Here is a 19,828-nt window from a genome sequence, read left to right on the forward strand (position 1 = left end):
GACCCAGGTCAACAAAATCCCCCGACCGGGGCTTTTTTGCTTGTTTCCTACCCCCCCTGAGGGCACAATACGCCGCCCCTGAGAGCCGATGTTTTTTGCAGCATCGGTTCTTCGTTTTTTAGGGGAAAACCACATTCACCAAGAGGCCGGACTTTGTACCGGAATTGATATCGAGATTGCCAGGCAATCTCCCGACGTTGTGAGGAAAAACATGGGGCATTTCACTGCTTTCCTGCCGGTGCCCGCCGGCGTACGCCACCCGTCTGTGCCGCAGACCGGCGTCCCCTGTGTCCAGCGACGCGCTGCGTCCCTGATCCCGTCCCCCTTCGCCGACCTGGCGATCGCAGAGGAGAAAGCGTGATGGCCGGTGCCAAGCTGCTCAAGACGCTCACCCTCTTCCAGGTAGTGGTGATGGGTCTGGCTTACCTCACACCCATGGCGGTATTCGATACCTTTGCCATCGTCGGTGACATTACCGAAGGCCGCGTCGCCACCGCCTATCTGCTGGCGCTCGGCGGCATTCTGCTGACCGCCTTCAGCTACGGCCATCTGGTGCGCCGCTTCCCCTCCGCGGGCTCGGCTTATACCTATGCCCAGAAGGTGTTCAACCCCTACATCGGTTTCATGGTCGGCTGGTCCTCCCTGCTCGACTACATGTTCATGCCGATGATCAACATCCTGCTGGCCAAGATCTACCTGACCGCCATGTTCCCCGGCGTCGAGCCCTGGATCTTCATCTTCGGTCTGGTGACCGTGATGACCTTCCTCAACCTGCGCGGCATCAACCTGGTGGCCAACTTCAACGGCGTCATCGTCTTCATCCAGCTCGCCATCATCACCGTCTTCCTCGGCCTGATGGGCTGGGGCATCTATCACGGTGAAGGGGCGGCGACCCTGCTGAGCAGCCGGCCGTTCCACTTCGAGTCAGCCGGCATGGTGCCGCTGTTTACCGGCGCCACCATCCTCTGCTTCTCGTTCCTGGGCTTCGACGGCTTGAGCTCGCTCTCCGAAGAGACCCCCAACGCCGGCAAGGTGATCCCGCGCGCCATCGTGCTGACCGCGCTGATCGGCGGCATCATCTTCGTGGCCGTCTCCTACTTCCTGCAGCTCTACTTCCCGGATCTAGCCCGCTTCAAGGAGCCGGACGCCGTGCTGCCGGAGATCGCCCTCTACGTCGGCGGCACCCTGTTCCAGAGCGTGGTACTGGTGTGCACCACGGTCGCCGTGCTGGCCTCCGGCATGGCCGCCCACGCCGGCGTGTCGCGCATCCTCTACGTGATGGGGCGTGACCGGATGATCCCGGAGCGGGTGTTCGGCTACATCCACCCGAAATTCCGCACCCCGGCCATCAACGTGCTGATGGTGGGCGCCCTGGCGCTCTCCGCGGTGTCGTTCGATCTGGACATGGCGCTGGCGCTGGTGAACTTCGGTGCCCTGGTGGCCTTCACCTTCGTCAACCTGTCGGTCATCGGCCAGTTCTGGGTGCGCGAGAAGCGTAACAAGAGCCTCAAGGAGCACCTGCTGTTCCTGGTGCTGCCGCTGCTGGGCGCCGCCACCATAGGCGCACTCTGGATCAACCTGGAGCAGAGCTCGCTGGAGCTGGGCCTGATCTGGGCTGGCCTTGGCGTCACCTACCTGTTCCTGCGCCTCGCGGTGTTCCGCATCCCCTTCCGTCAGTACGAAGAGGCGGCCGACACCCAGTAAGGGCGACGAGCAGACGCACAAATGCAGAAGGGGAGCCATGGCTCCCCTTCTTGCTGTGCACGCCGCGCTCGCGGCCCCACCCACGACAGTCAGGCAGATCAGCCCTGATTGATCACCGCAGTGGCAGCCGCCTTGAGCGGATCCTTGGCCACCGCCTTCACATCCTGCTGGGTCTGCTTGAGCTGCTGACCGGCCTGATTGACCTTCTGCTGAGTCCCCTGCAGCTGGCTCTTGCCCTCTTTGAGGCCGGCAGTTTTCTGGTCCAGCACGTCCGTGGTGTGCTTCTTCACCTCGGCCTTGGCCTTCTCTTTCTGCTGGCGTACCAGCTTGTCGGTATCGCAGTTGCCCTTGACCCCCAGGGTCGCATTGAGCGCCTCGTTCTTCACCGCCTTGTCGAGGTTGCACTCGGATTTGAACACGCTCGCCTGCGCACCGGCAGACAGCAGACCCAGGGACAGACACAGCACCCATGCACGCATAACAACATCACTCTCGTTGAGGGAAGGAAAGGGGGCAGCATAGCGCCCTGACTCCCGGCTGCAAGCCGCGCGGGGGATCTGCGGCCAAACCGGCCGGGATCCCGGCCTGATCCGACACCTCCTGTCCAATGAGCCCCGCCGTCCATGTCATCAAATCATCACAAAAGTGTCACTTTGTCATATTTCTGTCATGGAGCCTTGGTCTAATGCGCCCGTCCATTTTCACGCAGACTGTCCCAAGAGGCTTCATGCACAGCACCCCATCTTTCGCACAACAGCAGACCCGTCGTACCGGCCCACTGTTCAACTGGCTCGCTGTCATCACTCTGATCTACCTGATCCTGGTTGCCGTCGGCGCCGTCTCCCACGGCTTCAAGGGCTTCTCCGGCGGCGCCGAGGGCGCGGCCCAGATCTTCGCCTTCGCCAGCAACCCCTTCGTCGCCCTGCTGCTCGGCATCCTGGCCACCGCCCTGGTGCAATCTTCCAGCACGGTGACCTCGGTCATCGTCGGCCTGGTGGCCGGCGGCCTGCCCATCGGCATGGCCATCCCCATGGTGATGGGCGCCAACCTCGGCACCACCATCACCAACACCATCGTCTCCCTCGGCCATATCCGGGATCGGGGCGAGTTTCGCCGCGCCTTTGCCGCCGCCACCGTGCACGACTTCTTCAACCTGCTGGCGGTGTTCATCTTCCTGCCGCTGGAACTGATGTTCGGCCTGCTGCAAAAGAGCGCCGAGGCGCTGGCCGACCTGCTGGCGGGCTCCGCCGACATGTCGATGCAGGGGATGGATTTCATGAAGCCGCTGCTCTCCCCAGCACTCACCTTCATCGACGGTCTGGTGGCCTTCCTGCCGGGCAAAGGGCCCGCCATCGCCACCATCTGCATCGGCATCCTGCTGATCCTCGGCTGCGTCACCTGGCTCGGCAAGGTGCTGCAGCGGGTGCTGGTGGGCCGTGCCAGGGATCTGCTGCACCGGGCGCTGGGCCGCGGCCCGCTGACCGGCATCGCCTCCGGCACCCTGGTCACCGTGATGGTGCAGTCCTCTTCCACCACCACCAGCCTGATGATCCCGCTGGCCGGCGGCGGCGTGTTCAGCACCCGTCAGCTCTACCCCTTCACCCTGGGCGCCAACATCGGCACCACCATCACCGCCCTACTGGCCGCCACCGCCATCAGCGGCGCCGGTGCCAAGCTGGCGCTGACCATCGCCCTGGTGCACGTGCTGTTCAACCTGTTCGCCGTGGTGCTCATCTACGGAGTGCCCTTCCTGCGTGAGCTGCCGGTCAAGGCGGCCGAGGGGCTGGCCCGGGTCGGCAGCGAGAACAAGCTGCTGGCGCTCGGTTACGTGGCGGGCCTCTTCTTCGCCCTGCCCGCTCTGATGATGGTGGCCGCCAAGTAACGACAGGGGCCGGGGGGTGCGCTGCGTCCCCCGGCTCTGGCTCTGGCTTTGCCCGCCCAGTCACATCTTGCCGCCCGCCGGCTCGCCCTCGCCTCCCGGCTGGGATAAGATGCCGCTCCCACTGCCCTCTCGGCATTTCACGACATAGGGATACCCGATGAAATTCGTTTTGATCGCGCTGCTGGTTGCCGGCGTCGCCTACTACTTCTACTCGAGCAGCAACAACAAGAAGCAGGCCGTGGAAAACGTGCGCAAGGGCGCCGAGTTCCTCGCCGCCAACAAGGAAAAACCCCTGGTGACCACCACCGCCTCCGGCCTGCAGTATGAAGTGCTGACCCCGGGCAGCGGCACCGTTCACCCCACCGCCACCAGCAAGGTGAAGGTGCACTACGAGGGCAAGCTGCTGGATGGCACCGTCTTCGACAGCTCGGTCGCCCGCGGCGAGCCCATCGAGTTTGGCCTCAACCAGGTGATCGCCGGCTGGACCGAAGGGGTGCAACTGATGGTGGAAGGGGAGAAGACCCGCTTCTACATCCCCGCCAACCTGGCCTATGGCGATCGCGCCGCCGGCAAAATCCCGCCGGGATCTGTGCTGATCTTCGACGTGGAACTGCTGGGTATTCAATAAACCGGCCAGATCCCACCCAGCGCCCGTGCTGACCTGCGAGGTGGCGCTGTTAGGGATAAAATCCGCATCAAGATGAACTGATGGCTGTGGGGCAAGACGCTCTCAGCCTTTCCCAGGGCCGGCCACTGCGCCGGCCTTGTCATGAGTAAAACCGCCCGCCCTCCCCCCCATCACTATCAACCAACAGTGAACAGTACTTATTCATAAAGCTGGATTGTTAACTTCATTGTCGGGGCAGATAATGACCATATCGTCAGTGGCATGTCGCCCTGGCCCAGAGTTTTCTGGTGCGCCGCGCACCAATACAACGCATATGGAGTCTGTCATGTCTATCGCCCCCGTCTGGTTCATCTCCCATGGCGCCCCGGATCTGGTTCTGCGCGACCAGCCGGCGACCCATTTCCTCAAAAATCTGCGCCTTGGCGATCTCAAGGGGCTGGTGGTCATCTCGGCCCACTGGTTTACCCGCAGCGAACTGCAGATCAACGTCGAGCCCAATCCGGCCTTGATGTACGACTTCTACGGCTTCCCCGAGCCGCTCTACCACATCCGCTGGCCGGCCAGCAGCCCGCTCTGGCTGCAGGAGGCGGTGAGCGATCAGCTGCTGCTGGCGGGCCTGCCCGCCGAGCCGGTGCGCCGCGAGCTGGATCACGGGGTCTGGTCGCCGCTCTCGCTGATGGATCCCGCCAGCAGCGTCCCGCTGGTGCAGCTCTCCATCCCGGCCAGCTTCACCCCGCGCCAGCTGTGGCAACTGGGGGAAGCGCTGCAGCAGCTGCGCACCCAGGGGATCGGCATCCTGGCCTCCGGCGCCATCACCCACAATCTGCGGGCACTGGGGCCGGAAAACTCGCCAGTGCCGGGCTGGGCCCGCAGCTTCGTCAACTGGCTGGAGCTGACCATGAGCGAGGGCGATCGGACCGCGCTGGAAGATTACCGGGCGCGCGCGCCGGGGGCGGTGGAATCCCACCCCCACGACGATCACCTGCGACCGCTGTTCGTGGCGCTCGGCGCCGCTGGCCAGGACAAGCCGGTCAAGCTGCACGACAGCTGGGATGGCGGCAGCCTCTACATGGGCTCCTACCGCTTCGGTTGAACCCTGGCAGCGCCAGACAGCGCAAGATGGCGGGTCGCTTCCCGCCATTTTTTATGGCGCCCACACTGACAAACTGCTGATTAAAGGTTCATTGTCCGCCGCTCTTCGGTAGAATCGCCGCTTTCGATCACCATCTGACCAGCGGGAGGGGCACAAGCCGGCAATGAACCTTATTCGACCCCTGCTGCTGCTCTGCCTGCTGTTTCCCCTCTGCGCCCAGGCGCTCACCCTGCACAGCCGTCACTATCTGCAGAGCAGCCCGGCCCCCACGCAGGCGGCCGAACAGCAGTGGCTGGCCCAACACCAGCTGCTGCGCGTCGGTGTGCTGCGCCACGACTACCGCCCGTTCGCCATGACCGGGCCGGACGAGCACTTCGAGGGGATCTCCGCCGACTATCTCGACATCGTCGCCAAGACCCTGCAAAAGCCGGTCGAGCTGCGGGTGTTCGACGACAAGCGCAGCGCACTGGCGGCGCTGCGGGCGGGGGAGCTTGACCTTGTCAATCTCGGCAACCTCAGCCTGAGCGGCCCCGACCAGGCGGGCATCGCCCTCAGCCAGCGCTATTTCAGCAGTGCCCCCGTCTTCTCGGCGCTCGCCGCCGAACAGGGCCCGCTGCTGCTGCCGGGCCAGCGGGTCGCCACCGTGCAGGGTTATGTGGACGAGGCCGCCTTCAAGCGCTACTACCCGGATCTGGTGCTGGTCAACTACCCCTCCAACGTGGCGGCCTTCGATGCGGTCTTCTTCGGCCGCGAGCCGCTGCTGCTAAGCGATCCCCACTCCCTGCACTACCTCAACAGCGAGCGCTTCGACAAGATCCGGCAGCGCAGCCAGGCGCAGCCCGCCATCGCGGCGGACGGCTTTCGCTTTGCGGTCTCGGCCGACAGCCCCCGGCTGCTGGCGCTGCTCAATCACGCCCTGGCGGGGGTGAGCGACATCACCCACAGCCTCATCTTCAGCCAGTGGAACGGCCCCATCCGCGACATCGTCGAGCGCCCCAGCAAGCTCTACAGCGCAGAGGAGCGCACCTGGCTGGCGACGGCAGGCCCAGTCAGGGTGTGGCTGATGGACGATCTCTACCCCTACGGGGTGCGCGACTACGACAACCAGCTCACCGGCATGTCGGTGGAGATGCTGGAGAAGATCAGCCGGCGCTCCGGCCTGCGCTTCGAGTTCGTCAGTTATGGCTCGGAGCTGGCGCGCAACGAGGCCCTGCTCAGGGGCGAGCTGGATCTCATCGGCGCCATCTCCCGCCCGGTGGCCGAGAGCTACCGGCTGCGCCCCTCCCTGCCCTATGCCACCGACGACATCTATGTGCTGGTGGCCCGCAAGGGGGATGCCTTGAGCGGCGATCTGGCACAACTCGCCGGCAAGCGGGTGGGCAGCACCCACTACAACCCCATTGCCCGGCGGCTCGACAACAGCCGGGTGAGCTATCTGGAGAGCGCCGACGAGGCGATGGCGGCCGTCGACGACGGCAGGCTCGACGCCGCCATCGTGCCGCTCTATTTTGCCCAGCATGCGGTGGAGTGCGGCCGGCTCAGCCAGATCCGCATCGCCGGCCCCGCCGACAACCAGCCCATCCGGATGGGCTTTGCCAGCCTGCCGGGCAACCGGATGCTGATGGATGTCATCGACAAGACCATCCTCTCCATCGCCCCCAACGAGCTGGCCACCATGAGCTACCAGTGGCGCAACCGCAAACTGCCGGCCCCCACTTTCATGGAGCGCAACGCCCCCTACTTCTACCTGCTGCTGGCCGGCCTGTTCGCCATCGCCCTGCTGCTGCTTTATCGCAACCGCATGCTCAACCGGCTGGCCCGCTCGGAGCAGGCCTCCCGCCGCCAGCTGGAGGAGCACGTGCGCTTCATCGAGGCGCTCGGCGAGAGCCTGCCCCACCCCATCGTGGTGCGTGACAAGGGCGGCAAGGTGATCCTCTGCAACAGCAAGTACCTGGCCATCCTCAACGCCCCTATCGAGCGGGTGCTCGGCACCTCGTTTGCAGAAGGGCTCAAGGGGCTGCTTGGCGCCGACGCCATCACTACCCTGGAGCAGGATTTTCAGCAGGTGCTGCAAAGCGGCAGCCCCATCTTGTCGGATCGCATCTTCAGCCAGCGCGGCCCGCGCCAGTTCGTCTACCACTGGATGGTGCCCTACTTTGACTACCGCGGCGCCATCAGCGGGGTGATCAACGGCTGGATCGACATCACCGAGCGCAAGACCATGGAGGAGGCGCTGCGCCGCGCCAAGGAGCAGGCCGACCGCGCCAGCCGCGCCAAGAGCGACTTTCTGGCCACCATGAGCCACGAGATCCGCACCCCCATGAACGCCATCCTCGGCATGCTGGAGCTGGCGAGCCAGGATCCCGCTCTGGCCCCCTACACCGGCGAGCAGCTGCGCATCGCCTCCGAATCCGCCAACGGTCTGCTGGATCTCATCGGCGACGTGCTGGACATCTCCAGCATCGAGTCGGGCCAGCTGACCCTGGCCCCCGAGCCGTGCGAGCTGGCGCCGCTGCTGCAATCGGTGGCCCGTGCCTTTGCGGGCATGGCCGAGCAGAAGGGGCTCAACTACCGGGTCGAGCTGGATCCCCTGCCGCGGGTGCTGATCGACGGGCCGCGCCTGCGTCAGATCGTCTTCAACCTGCTCGGCAACGCCATCAAGTTCACCGAGCGAGGGGAAGTGAGCCTGCAGGCCAGCCTAGTGGGAAGCGCGGAGCAACCCCAACTGCACCTGCTTATCCGCGACAGCGGGGTGGGCATCGCCCCCGACAAGCTGCCCGGGCTGTTCAACCCCTTCTACCGCGCCCACGACCCCTACCAGTTCGCTGGCACGGGTCTTGGGCTCAACATCGCCCGCATGCTGTGCCAGCTAATGGGGGGCAAGATAGCGGTCAGCAGCGAGCTTGGCAGCGGCACCGAGCTCAGGATCCGGCTGCCGCTCACCCCGCTGGCGCCAGCGCCAGAATCAGAGTGCGAACCCTTGCCTGTGCCGCTCGATGCCACATCGGCCATGGTGCCCTCCCCCAAGCGGCCCTCCCCCCCTGCCGCCACCGGCCGGCTGCGGGTGCTGGTGGTGGACGACAACCACGCCAACCAGGTGCTGCTGCGACAGCAGCTCAAGCACCTGGGCCACGAGGTGAGCGTGCGCGGCAACGGCGCCGAGGCGCTGCGGGCCATCCAGAATCAGGACTTCGACCTCATCATCACCGACTGCCAGATGCCGCTGATGGATGGCTTCGAGCTGACCCGCCGCCTGCGCGCCCGCGGCCACACCCTGCCCATCTGGGGCTTTACCGCCCACGCCACAGCGCGCGAGCGGGAGCGCTGCCTGGCCGCCGGCATGGACGAGTGCCTCTACAAGCCCATCGGCCTGGCCCGGCTGCGCACGGCCCTGGCCAGCCTCGAGCAGAGCGGCGCCAGCGCCCTGGGTCCGGTCTGATAATCTGAGCCGGATGGCGCGGGCTGTGCTCCCGCCCTATCTGCGCCAGCCGTGCCCGCCCCAGTCCCGCCAGCCCGATCTCTGTCACACCCTCGCATGCTCACGCCAGCCCTCAGCGCCTTCGGGCTGGAGTTAGCCTGCGGCAGGGTGTGTAATAGCCGTTTGTGTTTGGCGACTACCCGGAACCCCATGCAACTCAAACCCCTTCTCAAGGGGCGCTTTCAGCCCCACTGGCAAGCTGGCCACGATCTCATCGAACAGGTGGTCAGCTCCTGCATCACGGAGCGGCGTCTCATCCCCGAAGGAGAGCCCCTGATGCGCCAAGGCGAGCCGCTGCGGGATCTGGTGCTGGTCAAGAGCGGCCGCATCGCCATGGGCCACACCGCCATGAATGGCCGCCGCTTTCAGCTCGGCACCCTGGAGTGCGACCACCAGCTGTTTGGCGAGATGGAGTTCTTCACCGGCTACCGCTGCCAGCTCGACATCATCGCCGAGGAGCCGCTGGCAGTGGCCCGCATCGATGGCGAGCAGCTGGAGCAGGCGCTGGTCGCCCACCCCAAGGTGGCGCTCTTCTTTGCCACCGCCATTGCCATCGACTATCAGGACACGGTGGACATCTTCACCTGCCGCATGCTCTACCCCATCAGCTACAACATCGCCCTCGACCTCTATCACAGCCACTGCCACCACAACCCAGTGAGCGGCTTTCGCAAGGGGTATCAGGAGGCGGAACGCTTCGGCACTACGGACAGGGTCTACCGGCGGGCGGTGAAAGAGCTGATGGAGAAGGGATTGGTGGAGCGCGGTGAGGAGGGGTTGCAGATCCGCGATCTGGCGGGGCTCAAGGCCTTTCTGGAGCAGCCATAACTCGCGGGCATCAGTTGCCGGTTAAAGACAAAAAAGAGGGGCGGTTTATACCGCCCCTCTTGCTGTTTGCTCCCCCGCTCAGGCCAGACAAGGCTGGGGCCGGGCCATTTTCAGCGAGGCCACCAGCATGGCGAGGATCACGCCATAGATGACAGGGATGGCGTACATCACCGCCTGCAGACCGATCACCTGCTCGAACAGGGCGCTGATGGCCGGGCTGAACATGGCCCCGGCGCTGCCGCTGATGAGGATGTAGGAGACGTTCTTGCTCGATGCCTGGCGCACAAACGACACCCCGTAGGCGATAAAGGCGTTGTAGAGCGCGGCGCAGACAAAGCCGTAACCATAGGTGAGGTATGGCAGCTGGCTCAGGTTGTCGGTAGTGACGATGAGCGCCGTCATCCCCATCGCCAGGGTGATGATCACCAGCAGGAAGGTGCGGATCGCAATGCGGGTCACGATGGCGGTCGAGACCAGCGCGCCGAGCAGGGCCGCCGTCCAGTACTGGGTAATGATGTTGCCCGCCTCCTCGAAGGGGATGCCGAACTTGTTCTTCACGAACATGGGCGCCCAGGTGAGGAAGGTGTAGAGCGCCAGCATGCCCAGAAAAAGCCCCAACCCGCCGCTGATGATGCCGAGGTTCCACTCCGAGTGCTCGTTGCCGGCGCTCTCACCGCCCGCCTCGCAACTGCGGAAATTGGTCAGCACCGCCACCAGCATGGTTGCCAGCGCCACCACGCCCACCGCCAGATAGCTCCAGCTCCACGCCATGGCGTGAGCCAGGGTGTAGGTAGTGATAAGCGGGAAGACCACCCCGGCCACGTTGAAGGTGGCATCCTGCACCACCAGCATGGTGCTCTGCATCCGCGCCTGCCAGACGCTCACCACCAGGGTCCCCGCAATGCAGAGCCCCACCCCGCCGCACAGGCCGATCACCGTCATGGCCACCATCACCACATAGAGCGAGCCGGTCAGATGGAGCGCGGCCGCCGCCAGCGCGATCAGGCCGTAGCAGAGCAGCGTCATCCGCTTGAGGCCCACCTTCTCGATGAGGAAGAAGGCGGCAATGGTGCCCGCCAGCGCCCCGCCGTTGAGCAGGGAGAAGATGGAGGCCACCTGATTGACGTCGGCGCCGAACTTGGCGGCGATGGGGTCGATCAGCATGCCGAACTGGGTCGCAAAACCGGCCATCACGAAGTTGGCCAGGAAGCTGATGGCAGTGAGGGAGAGCTTATTGTTCATGTTGGATCTCTCTTGGGGTCAGGGTGCGTGCAGGGTTGGGCGGGCCGCGGCGCTTACAGCGCGGTGTGCAGCGCCAGCTCGATCATCTGGTTGAAGGAGAGTTGCCGCTCCTCGGCCGTGGTCTCTTCACCGGTCAGGCAGTGGTCGGAGACCGTCAGGATGGCGAGCGCCTCGATCCCCTGCTGATGGGCCAGCCCGTAGAGACCGGCCACCTCCATGTCGATGCCGAGCACGCCGAACTTCTCCAGCGCCGGAATCAGGTTTTCGTCCGGATCGTAATAGAGGTCGCCGGTGAAGATATTGCCCACCTTGACCGGAATGGCCTTCTCCTGCGCCTTGGTAAAGGCCTTGTGCAGCAGGGCGAAGTCGGCCGAAGTGGCCATCTGGTAACCGGCGCTGCGCTTGGCGTTGGTCGGGGAGTCGGTGCCCGCCGCCTGCGCCAGAATGACGTCACGCATCTGCACGTGGCGCTGGGTCGCCCCCAGACTGCCGATGCGGATGATCCGCTTGACCCCGAAGTCGTTCACCAGCTCGTGGGCGTAGAGCACCATGGAGGGGATCCCCATGCCGTGGCCCATCACCGAGATGCGCTGGCCGTTGTAGTAGCCGGTGTAGCCCAGCATGTTGCGCACATTGGTCACCTCGCGCGCATCGGTCAGAAAGGTCTCGGCGATATAGCGGGCCCGCAGCGGATCCCCCGGCATGATGACGGTCTCGGCGAAATCGCCCGGGTTAGCATTGATATGAGCGGTCATTGTTGTTGTGCTCCAGTTTGACTCGTGTGGATGAGCGCATCCTAGCCCCCGCCCCCTCGCCCCTTGCAGGACAAAAGTCCTGTTGCCCCGATCGAGATCCCAGTTCCGGCAACTTCTCCAAGGCCGCCCCCACTTGCCCCCCTTCGCCGCCGCTAATCTGCCTTCGCACAACCCAACCCAGCCCTACCCTGTCCTTGCGTCACCCGTTCAGCGATAACCCCTGCGCCCCAAAATAGCGCGGGGGGGCCATCAGGCCCCCCCGCAAACACACCCGACAAGAAAACCCCTTACTTGGCGGCGCTATCCTTCACGCACTTCTGGACAAAGCTGTTCTTGGCCGCGCCAGCCAGCTTCTTGTCGGCCGCCGCCTTCTCGCATTTGACCGCCGGATCCACTGCCGCGCCCGTCTTCACGCACTTCTGGATAAAGCTGTTCTTGGCCGCGCCGGCCAGCTTCTTGTCGACCGCCGCCTTCTCGCATTCGCCCGCCTTGGCGCCGGCGGCATCTTTCACGCACTTGCCGACAAAGCTGGTCTTGGCGGCGCCCGCCAGTTTTTTGGCCGCAGCCTGCGCCTCGCACTGCAACTGGGCAGCGTCGTTGGCAAAGACCGGATTGGCCAGCAGCACGCTGCCGCAGAGCAGGCCGAACAGGATGGCAATACGCTTCATATGACGTTCCTTATTGTGATGTGTTGGCATGGTGACCTCTTTGCATGGTGATCTGATTGCAAGTAACTGTTATGACAACAGCTGATTGTTGCCGCAGATCCCTCGCCTCGCCAGCCAGGGCCACGGAGCACAGGGCACCATAGCCGCACTATAGCGCTGATTGGCTAAGCGGGACTCTCCCCGGCCAGCCCTTCCTCAACAGTCAGCTTGCTCCTTTCTTCCCCGCCACGCTCTCCAAGCCAATAAAATCAAGGACCATGGGAATCCGGCCCCCGCTACAGCAATTTCTTGAGCCAGCGCATAAAACGCAGATATTCCTGATAGTTACGTCATTTTTTGACTGGTTTGCGTATGAAGCTTGAGCATATGCTGGTCATTCAGCGCCTACAGTACCATCCGGGCCCCGCCCGTTGGTCAATCGAGCACATTGGAAGCTGTAATCCAGGGGCGGTAGCGTGGTTTTTTGGCAGTGTCTAAGTGTAGCGATGCCACATTTTGCAGGCTGCATCTACTTTTTCTATACCCAATAGGTAAGACAATAAAAGGTTTTTGATGAAAATAATCATACCGGAAAAATTTAAATCCATCATGGATAAAGATGACAAGTTAATGGGTGCATTACTCATCAATAATAGTAACTTTTCAGATTGGTTGAGTAACAACAGTCTAGATTTCTTCCCTGAATATACCGACCATGGTATAGCGCATGTCAATTGCGTTTTAACAACAGCTGCAGAAATAATATCACCAGCATCCTACGAAATACTAACACCAAGTGATATATATGTTTTATCTACATCAATCCTCCTTCATGATTGTGCAATGCACATTAACCGTGATGGGCTATGGTCACTTCTGACCGATGAAACATATAATAAAATCATGTGGGGATTTGATGATGATGTTGAATGGCACACTAAATGGGATGAATTCAAACAAAAAGTTAAAAGATTCACTGATTCAGATTGGGATGGTTTATTTGGTGAATTTAGACATGTAAAGCTCCCTGAGCTACATGAAAAATCACTAAATGACAATCAGAAAATACTAATTGGTGATTTCGTCAGAACTCATCATGCAACAATAGCACAGTTGATCGCAAATTCAGGTATTCCAACTCAAGATGGACCTTTAGATATACTTTCTAAAGAATTTTCATACCTAAACCAGCTTTCTGGATTTATTGCAAGAAGTCATAACTATAGCCTTCGGCATGCTACAGATCTCTTAGGCGATAGTAAAAAAAGAGAACACAGAGATACACACCCAACATATTTAATGGGGGTTTTAAGAATTGCTGACTATATACAATTCAAAGCAAACAGAACACCGAAGATTTTATTTAAAACAAAAAATTTTTGTAGTCCAATATCGATCAAAGAATGGAAAAAACACCTTGCTATAATATCAACAAACAACTCTCATCCAGATGATGAACTACTATTTGTTGAAGCATTTCCAGAAGATGCCATTACGTTAAACTCCATCAAATATCTTTTACTAGGATTACAAAGAGAAATTGATGATTTTTGGTCAGTGTCTGGAGAGGTTTATAGCCGCTACCCATCATTAAAAAGATTAGGTATAATTTATAGAAGAATAAGATCAAATATCGACAACGCTGATGAATATGTTAGACATAATTATAAGAAATATCATCACGACACACTAAAAATAATATCTGAAAATCAAAAGCTATTCCCTCTCCTAATAAAACCTCTTTATGGTGACCTACCTCAAATAGGCATCAGAGAGTTGCTTCAAAATGCCATTGACGCATGCCATGAAAGATATAGCATTGAAATGGGAAGTAATGTAAGCAAATTAGAAATCCCATATTCAATATCCATAACTATTAACTTGGATACTTTGACTCTTACTATAAGTGATCAAGGTATTGGCATGAACGTAAAAATTATAAAAGATTATTTTTTAAAGATCGGGGCATCCTATAGAACATCTGAAGCCTGGAAGGCACACTTTTTACAAGGTGATCATTCATTTATACCAAGGACTGGTAAATTCGGTATTGGCATGCTTGCTGGGTTCCTTGTAGGAGATGAAATAAGAGTAATAACAAGACATGTTGCTGAAGACTCAAGGGCCATTGATTTTAAATATAAACTAGACTCTACTGATATAGAGTTATTGTTCACAACAAAGACATCAATTGGTACGAGTGTCGAGATAAAATCAGATCGTGAGAGGCTTGAGTGCATAGCAAAATCATTCAATTTAGATTTTAATATATCATATTATGGAGATGGCGGAGTTGTTAATGAAAGTATAAGCACTCTTAGTTCTAACTGGTTCTTTTTAGACACACCAAAAATAAATATAGAGTGTATTGTAGATGGAGAACGTAGCTCTATAGAAAATCATAAGCCATACTCAAAAAAATAATCTTAGACGAGTGAAACTCAATCGAGGACTCTATACTGGAGGGATTCTACTGGCGATTTAAACCCACAAAACCTGCCATTTACTGCAATGGTATATATGTTCATAAAGCTAAAACCCCAAGCTACTTCATTAATACTGAAATATACCAAGTAAGACTTCCAAAAATTGAGATAATGCTATTAGATAATGATGGTCTAGTTCCGCTCGGTTTGACAAGGAAGGATCTTGTTGATGATGGTTTTTATGAAGACAACAAACTAAGAACTGCTGTAATACATTCATATTCTCTCGAAGTAAAGAAAACATTGTTGAATTATAAATTTAATCCAACCTTTATTAAATCAAGTCTAGATAATAATTTAAATGTCGGATACTCACAATTATACCCAGTCATATTTTCAAAGGACATGCCACATCCAGTAATAAGCAAAAAAGTTGAGGGAACGAACATCTTTGTTGATTTTACACTAACAAGTCAAGAGAGAGGTATATTATTTAATCCTACATCGTTTAAAATACTATCAAAATATAACCTGTCATATATGGTATATTTAGAGTGTATAAAAGATGCTGATACTGTCACCATGGCAATTAACAATTTACTCTCCATGAAATCTAGCGAACAAAACTCATCATATGGTCATAGTGTAGTAAATTGGAGAGATTACTCCTATATCAAAGACATTGACATAAAATCCAACACCTTAATTTTCATAAAAAAATTCGATCTTCATAAATATCATAAGCCATCAGGAAGCTCTGAGAAATATTCAATTGGTAGTAATATTAATGCCAGAAGCATAAATCATGAATGGATATTACTGACAAATGGTGACTTTGACGAATCAATGTTTAATGCAGGAGTTGAAATAATAAATACAAATCCAAACTCATTTTTGTTTGCTATTTTCACCCCAATACATATAGGCTCAGAAGGTGAATTAGTAGATGCATGGGAAGGTATGTAAAGATGTATAACACTAAGGCTGTCATCTCCCTAAAACACTACTAATTATTTGAATTAATAATATCACTTAACCATCACAAACAGGAAAACTAGGGATACCCACCTTTCTGAGCCAACCATTCCTTGGCTGGCTCACGATTTAACCCCCTATTTCTCTAACCAATACTCCCTTTCAACCCCTACCCCAGCCACAAACTCGGGATCGTGGGAGACCAGCAGCAGGGTGCCCGGATAGTCGGCCAGCACCTGAATAAGCAGCTGGCGCGAGGGGTGATCCAGATGGTTGTCCGGCTCGTCCAGCAGCAATAGGTAGGGCTGTTGCGCCAACACCATCAAGAGACCCAGCTTTAGCCGCTCGCCACCGCTCAGACCATGGCAGGGCATCAGGGCACGATCGCCGCGCAGTGCGATGCCCGCCAGCCGGGTTCTTGCGTCGCTCTCGGAAAGCGTCGGTGCTGCTGCCAGCAGGTTGGCCAGCGGGCTGAGGTCTCGCGCAATCAGGCTGAGCCCCTGATCGAGACACGCCATCCGGCCATTGATGCGAAAGCTGCCCGCATCAGGTGCCAGCTCACCGCGCAGCATCTGCAGCAGGCTCGACTTGCCGCTGCCGTTGCAACCGGCCAAGAGACAGCGCTCGCCCCGTTGAAGCACCAGATCTACCTGCTGACCATGCCAGCGCCTGTGGCGCGCTGCCGTGATCACCAGCGGCTGGGCCGCCCCCTTGCGATCGCTCTCTGCCGGCCACTGCATGACAAGCGGCTGCACCGCCGCCAGTGCGGCTGCCGCCTCGGCACGCGCCTCCACCTGGACACTGTGGCCCCGCTCGTGGCGATCCAGCACCTTGCCAAGGGATTTGCCCGCCTGTTCCGCTTTGAAATCGAGCAGGATCCTGGCCTGGGATCCGCGCTCACGCCGCCCCTGGCTGGCCCGTCTGGCCGCCTGTTCGCGCACCTTTTGCATGCTGCGCGCCGCCGCCTTTTCACGGCGCTCCGCCTGCGCAAGCCGGGCGCTGCGGGCAGCCTGCAGCTCGGCCTGCTGCGCCAGAAATGCCTCAAACGAGAGGCTGGCACTCTGCAGCCCCTGCTCCCCCAGCTCCAGAATCTGGCTGGCCTGATTGAGCAGGCGCCGGTCGTGACTTACCAGCAGATAGCCACCACTGTGGCTGGCCAATCGCTGGCTCAGCCACTCGATGCCGCTGGCATCCAGATGGTTGTCAGGTTCATCGAGCAGCAGAAAGTGAGCAGATCTCGCAAACAGCGCCAGCAGGCGCAAACGGGTGAGCTGGCCACCGCTCAGGGTGCTGACCGGGGTATGGGCATCGAGTCTGAGTCCCGCCTCTACCAGCAGGTCGGCAAGATCGCTGCGCAGGTTCCAGCGATCAGCCAGCCGCTCGAAATCGTCCAGGGCGCAGCTCCCCTGTTCGATGCGCTCAAGGGCCCGCAGTGGCTCGCCCCAGCCGATAAGGTCGGACACGCTGGCTCCGTCGTCATGAATTTGAGCGGGCGCAAACTGGGACAACCAGCTGATGGGGGTCAACCACTCGATCTTGCCAGAAGCCGCGCGGCGCTGGCCCGCCAGCAGTTCGAGCAGCAGGCTCTTGCCGATGCCGTTGCGGCCGATCAGGGTGCAGCCCGCAGCGGGCAAAGTGAAGGTAAGGGGCACAGAGCAGGCGCCGAAGGGCAGCTGCAAGGCATTGATATGACACGCGATATGGGTCATCTGAACTCCTGTGGGCCAATGCGTGAGCCGCAGGCCAAGAGCCAAGCCAAATGACAGGGACACGTGTCCACAAATGGGAAAACAGCAGAGGAATCAGCATCAACCTGTCACGGTAAGACGCACCAGATCTCCCTGGCGGGAGAGGAATCAAAAGCGGGGTGCCGACAGGTTAAATGCGCATCGGAGGAAGTACTCATATGTCAAAGGAGCCAAAAGGCTAACCCGACGTATGCGGGCAGGTCAACACACATCATCTGGATCAGATCCTGTTGTCGGCCAATCCCGGCTGCCATAAAGGCTCGTACGAAAACCACCTCAAGGGAGATAGTTCAATACCCATATGAAGCACAACTAACGGATGACATGATCTAGAATGTGCACTCTTTTTTTATTCGGGATTCGATTATATGAAACGCGCTTTCTTCGCCGCTCTCACCATGCTGGCCGCACCTGCCATGGCCGAACAGACCATTGCCCACCACTTCGCCACACTGGAGTACCAGCGGATCATCGATGGCTGCCAGATGTATCGCCTCAATACCCCGCAAGGCGCGACCCTGCTGTTCGGACACAACTTCAATGACACTGGCGTCAATGCGGAGGGAGGTGCCTCTGCCGGTACCATGGATCTCTACTCTTACATGTATTCCGACCCGAAATATCGCAGCTACTTCCTGCGGGGCACCAATAATCTCTATCGGCCCTCCACCAGCGACTCTTATACCTTTATGACCCTCTCCGTCGGGGCCGGTAGATCACCCGACAACTTCATGTTGTCCCAGCGCAAGAATATCGAACGGGCGACCTCTTACTCCAGTGGCGATACCCAGCTCTCGATGCATTTCTACGACGGACAGGATCAGCCGAAATATGACAAGGCGATGCCGAAATATCTCTCGCTGTGCGGCAGCAATATTGCTTCCTTCGAGCCATTGACCAGCCTGAGACTGCGCATCACCAGCTCCACCATCAAGGTGCAGTACCCAAGATTCAACCAGCCTGCCGGGATCAAGGCCAGCAATGATCTGGTCAGCGAAGTCCAGCTCGCCTGGAGCAATGCCGACAACAGCGCCATCACGACCCGTCAGCATAAATACACCCGCATCTCCCGTGCCGAGAAACTCGACAAGCCGCAAGATCAGAAATTTGTCGAACTGGCCAAACTCGGCATCAACGACGACCGCTATATCGACATCAATGGCGACCAGAATCCTCTGATCCCCAGCAAGGAATATGTCTATCAGGTGCAGTACTGCGACGGTTACGACTTCTGCGAAGCGAGCCCTCAGGTGATTGGCAAAGCCAATTAAGCAGCCCGTTATCGAAGCAATAAAAATCCCCCGCGCTCGGGGGATTTTTGTTTTCTGTTTGGTGAGTCACTGTCTGCGCCAGCGGCGCAAGGACGGGCTTCTCACCATCAGCGGTTATTCAGCGCTTCCACTTTCGCGATCATGATGGCTATCAGGCTAGAGACGAGCATTAGCACCATGGCAATGGGCAGCGAGAACATGAGGTAATAAACACGTCCACTTACCACCCAAAAAGAGTCTGACGTCACCATGAAAGGCAGCGGCAGCAGCATGAGCAAGGCGAAGTAGAAAATGATCCTGGCGATCACCAGAGGGGTGGTGAGGGACTGAGTCACTATTTTTCGATACGGCCACATGATGGTTTGCTCCCTGATTCGTTATTATCCAGCCATCGGCCGCGCCCCCGGAAAGGAGTTTCGGCCTTGTTCGTCCATGATGGCTTCATGCAGCACCCTGATTAACAGCCACCGACCGGCTGGTCAAGGGACTCTCCATTACCGGCTTTTTCCCATGTTTTTTATTCTTCTGCGCGCCGCAATGATGGCGGGGAAAACCTGCATCAAATCGGTGCCGCACCACAGCAATGTCTAATAAGTGTTTCTATATCAGCAGTTTATTGATTGCCTGCCATTCGGGGGCTTGTAGTAGCCCCCACTCTGGGATAGCCCCAAGGAGCGTTCAGGCAGAAGGCGCGGGGCCCACCGCTGCCAGCAACGCAGTGCCATAGGAGTTGTCTATGGTGCAGCGCCACTGCCCATCGGCTTCTTTGCGAAACACATAGGTGGCGCGGCGGGTTTCATCAGTCAGGCCCCCCTGGCCATCCGGGTAATTGAGCCGGGTCTCCATGATCACCAGCGCATTGTCGGCCCCCTCGATCACCTCCATGGCGCCCTGTTCCACCTTGAGCTGCCCCTGAAAGTAATCCGAGATGGCAGTGAAGGCGCGGCGGATGGCGGGAATGCCGCGCACCACCATGCCGGGCTTGACCACTAGGGCAGCGTCCTCGGCATAGAAGGCCATCAGGGCGTCGAAATCGCGCCGGGAGATGGCGGCATCGCAGGTCTCGATGAGAGTTCGAAGGGGATGCTGATTCATCTTCACTCCTTATAGGGGGCGGCCTGCCCGCCCTGTCATGGATAGAAAACAACGGA

The 19,828-nt window shown here is 58.5% G+C and carries 17 protein-coding genes; 10 read left to right on the forward strand and 7 right to left on the reverse strand.

Going from position 1 to position 19,828, the window contains the following annotated elements:
- Positions 1-211 precede the first annotated feature (211 nt).
- Together PG900_RS13010 and PG900_RS13015 are read left to right on the forward strand one after the other, a co-directional pair.
- Positions 212-361 carry a hypothetical protein gene (locus PG900_RS13010; protein ID WP_162837661.1) on the forward strand — a complete coding sequence of 50 codons (150 nt, stop codon included), beginning with the start codon at positions 212-214 and terminating at the stop codon, positions 359-361.
- Complete coding sequence (locus PG900_RS13015) at positions 361-1,704, forward strand: APC family permease (RefSeq protein ID WP_011706802.1); 1,344 nt, start codon at positions 361-363, stop codon at positions 1,702-1,704. The genes PG900_RS13010 and PG900_RS13015 overlap by 1 nt, the downstream gene beginning before the upstream one ends.
- 98 nt (positions 1,705-1,802) lie before the next feature.
- Here the strand turns inward: PG900_RS13015 and PG900_RS13020 are convergent, their stop codons facing one another.
- Positions 1,803-2,183, reverse strand: a complete 381-nt coding sequence (locus tag PG900_RS13020; protein ID WP_043121510.1) for a hypothetical protein — start codon at positions 2,181-2,183, stop codon at positions 1,803-1,805.
- Between the two features lie 248 nt (positions 2,184-2,431).
- Here PG900_RS13020 and PG900_RS13025 point away from each other — a divergent pair, with 248 nt between their 5' ends.
- The 5 genes from PG900_RS13025 (at position 2,432) to PG900_RS13045 (ending at position 9,613) form a co-directional block, all read left to right on the forward strand.
- On the forward strand, positions 2,432-3,586 hold the full coding sequence (locus PG900_RS13025) for a sodium:phosphate symporter (RefSeq protein ID WP_024945097.1): 1,155 nt from the start codon (positions 2,432-2,434) through the stop codon (positions 3,584-3,586).
- A 157-nt stretch (positions 3,587-3,743) separates the two neighbouring features.
- Complete coding sequence (locus PG900_RS13030) at positions 3,744-4,214, forward strand: FKBP-type peptidyl-prolyl cis-trans isomerase (RefSeq protein ID WP_042065740.1); 471 nt, start codon at positions 3,744-3,746, stop codon at positions 4,212-4,214.
- Between the two features lie 325 nt (positions 4,215-4,539).
- A complete protein-coding gene (locus tag PG900_RS13035; RefSeq protein ID WP_103829216.1) occupies positions 4,540-5,307 on the forward strand; it encodes a DODA-type extradiol aromatic ring-opening family dioxygenase in 768 nt (255 codons plus the stop codon).
- A 163-nt stretch (positions 5,308-5,470) separates the two neighbouring features.
- Positions 5,471-8,746, forward strand: a complete 3,276-nt coding sequence (locus PG900_RS13040) for a response regulator (protein ID WP_270831575.1) — start codon at positions 5,471-5,473, stop codon at positions 8,744-8,746.
- Between the two features lie 189 nt (positions 8,747-8,935).
- Positions 8,936-9,613 carry a Crp/Fnr family transcriptional regulator gene (locus tag PG900_RS13045; RefSeq protein ID WP_252375637.1) on the forward strand — a complete coding sequence of 226 codons (678 nt, stop codon included), beginning with the start codon at positions 8,936-8,938 and terminating at the stop codon, positions 9,611-9,613.
- Between the two features lie 78 nt (positions 9,614-9,691).
- Here PG900_RS13045 and tsgA read toward each other — a convergent pair whose 3' ends face one another.
- The 3 genes from tsgA to PG900_RS13060 form a co-directional block, all read right to left on the reverse strand.
- Positions 9,692-10,855, reverse strand: a complete 1,164-nt coding sequence (tsgA, locus tag PG900_RS13050) for an MFS transporter TsgA (RefSeq protein WP_270831576.1) — start codon at positions 10,853-10,855, stop codon at positions 9,692-9,694.
- Positions 10,856-10,908: 53 nt separating this feature from the next.
- Positions 10,909-11,610, reverse strand: coding sequence for a purine-nucleoside phosphorylase (deoD, locus tag PG900_RS13055; RefSeq protein WP_005303072.1), 702 nt, complete (start codon positions 11,608-11,610; stop codon positions 10,909-10,911).
- A gap of 287 nt (positions 11,611-11,897) precedes the next feature.
- Positions 11,898-12,278, reverse strand: coding sequence for a hypothetical protein (locus PG900_RS13060; RefSeq protein ID WP_270831577.1), 381 nt, complete (start codon positions 12,276-12,278; stop codon positions 11,898-11,900).
- 552 nt (positions 12,279-12,830) lie between these two features.
- Between PG900_RS13060 and PG900_RS13065 the strand changes: the two genes are divergently transcribed.
- Positions 12,831-14,681 carry an HD domain-containing protein gene (locus PG900_RS13065; RefSeq protein WP_270831579.1) on the forward strand — a complete coding sequence of 617 codons (1,851 nt, stop codon included), beginning with the start codon at positions 12,831-12,833 and terminating at the stop codon, positions 14,679-14,681.
- Between the two features lie 173 nt (positions 14,682-14,854).
- The gene (locus PG900_RS13070; protein ID WP_270831580.1) at positions 14,855-15,649 is read left to right on the forward strand and encodes a hypothetical protein; all 795 of its coding nucleotides are present in this window, start codon (positions 14,855-14,857) and stop codon (positions 15,647-15,649) included.
- Positions 15,650-15,795: 146 nt separating this feature from the next.
- On the opposite strand, the gene PG900_RS13075 is transcribed toward PG900_RS13070, so the two are convergent.
- A complete protein-coding gene (locus PG900_RS13075; RefSeq protein WP_270831581.1) occupies positions 15,796-17,367 on the reverse strand; it encodes an ATP-binding cassette domain-containing protein in 1,572 nt (523 codons plus the stop codon).
- A 407-nt stretch (positions 17,368-17,774) separates the two neighbouring features.
- On the opposite strand from PG900_RS13075, the gene PG900_RS13080 reads away from it, so the two are divergent.
- A complete protein-coding gene (locus tag PG900_RS13080; protein ID WP_270831582.1) occupies positions 17,775-18,677 on the forward strand; it encodes a hypothetical protein in 903 nt (300 codons plus the stop codon).
- 107 nt (positions 18,678-18,784) lie between these two features.
- On the opposite strand, the gene PG900_RS13085 is transcribed toward PG900_RS13080, so the two are convergent.
- A complete protein-coding gene (locus PG900_RS13085; RefSeq protein ID WP_252375641.1) occupies positions 18,785-19,033 on the reverse strand; it encodes a hypothetical protein in 249 nt (82 codons plus the stop codon).
- Positions 19,034-19,355: 322 nt separating this feature from the next.
- Positions 19,356-19,772 (reverse strand): YybH family protein, encoded by a 417-nt coding sequence (locus tag PG900_RS13090; RefSeq protein ID WP_270831583.1) that lies wholly within the window; start codon positions 19,770-19,772, stop codon positions 19,356-19,358.
- Positions 19,773-19,828 lie beyond the last annotated feature (56 nt).

Origin of the sequence: Aeromonas sp. QDB03 (assembly GCF_027707985.1) — a bacterium.
Classification (GTDB): domain Bacteria; phylum Pseudomonadota; class Gammaproteobacteria; order Enterobacterales; family Aeromonadaceae; genus Aeromonas; species Aeromonas hydrophila.

Excerpts from the sequence above, each read along its gene's own strand:
- PG900_RS13010 (WP_162837661.1), top strand. The coding sequence starts at position 212 with ATGGGGCATTTCACTGCTTTCCTGCCGGTGCCCGCCGGCGTACGCCAC.
- PG900_RS13015 (WP_011706802.1), top strand. The coding sequence starts at position 361 with ATGGCCGGTGCCAAGCTGCTCAAGACGCTCACCCTCTTCCAGGTAGTG.
- PG900_RS13020 (WP_043121510.1), bottom strand. The coding sequence starts at position 2,183 with ATGCGTGCATGGGTGCTGTGTCTGTCCCTGGGTCTGCTGTCTGCCGGT.
- PG900_RS13025 (WP_024945097.1), top strand. The coding sequence starts at position 2,432 with ATGCACAGCACCCCATCTTTCGCACAACAGCAGACCCGTCGTACCGGC.
- PG900_RS13030 (WP_042065740.1), top strand. The coding sequence starts at position 3,744 with ATGAAATTCGTTTTGATCGCGCTGCTGGTTGCCGGCGTCGCCTACTAC.
- PG900_RS13035 (WP_103829216.1), top strand. The coding sequence starts at position 4,540 with ATGTCTATCGCCCCCGTCTGGTTCATCTCCCATGGCGCCCCGGATCTG.
- PG900_RS13040 (WP_270831575.1), top strand. The coding sequence starts at position 5,471 with ATGAACCTTATTCGACCCCTGCTGCTGCTCTGCCTGCTGTTTCCCCTC.
- PG900_RS13045 (WP_252375637.1), top strand. The coding sequence starts at position 8,936 with ATGCAACTCAAACCCCTTCTCAAGGGGCGCTTTCAGCCCCACTGGCAA.
- tsgA (WP_270831576.1), bottom strand. The coding sequence starts at position 10,855 with ATGAACAATAAGCTCTCCCTCACTGCCATCAGCTTCCTGGCCAACTTC.
- deoD (WP_005303072.1), bottom strand. The coding sequence starts at position 11,610 with ATGACCGCTCATATCAATGCTAACCCGGGCGATTTCGCCGAGACCGTC.
- PG900_RS13060 (WP_270831577.1), bottom strand. The coding sequence starts at position 12,278 with ATGAAGCGTATTGCCATCCTGTTCGGCCTGCTCTGCGGCAGCGTGCTG.
- PG900_RS13065 (WP_270831579.1), top strand. The coding sequence starts at position 12,831 with ATGAAAATAATCATACCGGAAAAATTTAAATCCATCATGGATAAAGAT.
- PG900_RS13070 (WP_270831580.1), top strand. The coding sequence starts at position 14,855 with ATGCTATTAGATAATGATGGTCTAGTTCCGCTCGGTTTGACAAGGAAG.
- PG900_RS13075 (WP_270831581.1), bottom strand. The coding sequence starts at position 17,367 with ATGACCCATATCGCGTGTCATATCAATGCCTTGCAGCTGCCCTTCGGC.
- PG900_RS13080 (WP_270831582.1), top strand. The coding sequence starts at position 17,775 with ATGAAACGCGCTTTCTTCGCCGCTCTCACCATGCTGGCCGCACCTGCC.
- PG900_RS13085 (WP_252375641.1), bottom strand. The coding sequence starts at position 19,033 with ATGTGGCCGTATCGAAAAATAGTGACTCAGTCCCTCACCACCCCTCTG.
- PG900_RS13090 (WP_270831583.1), bottom strand. The coding sequence starts at position 19,772 with ATGAATCAGCATCCCCTTCGAACTCTCATCGAGACCTGCGATGCCGCC.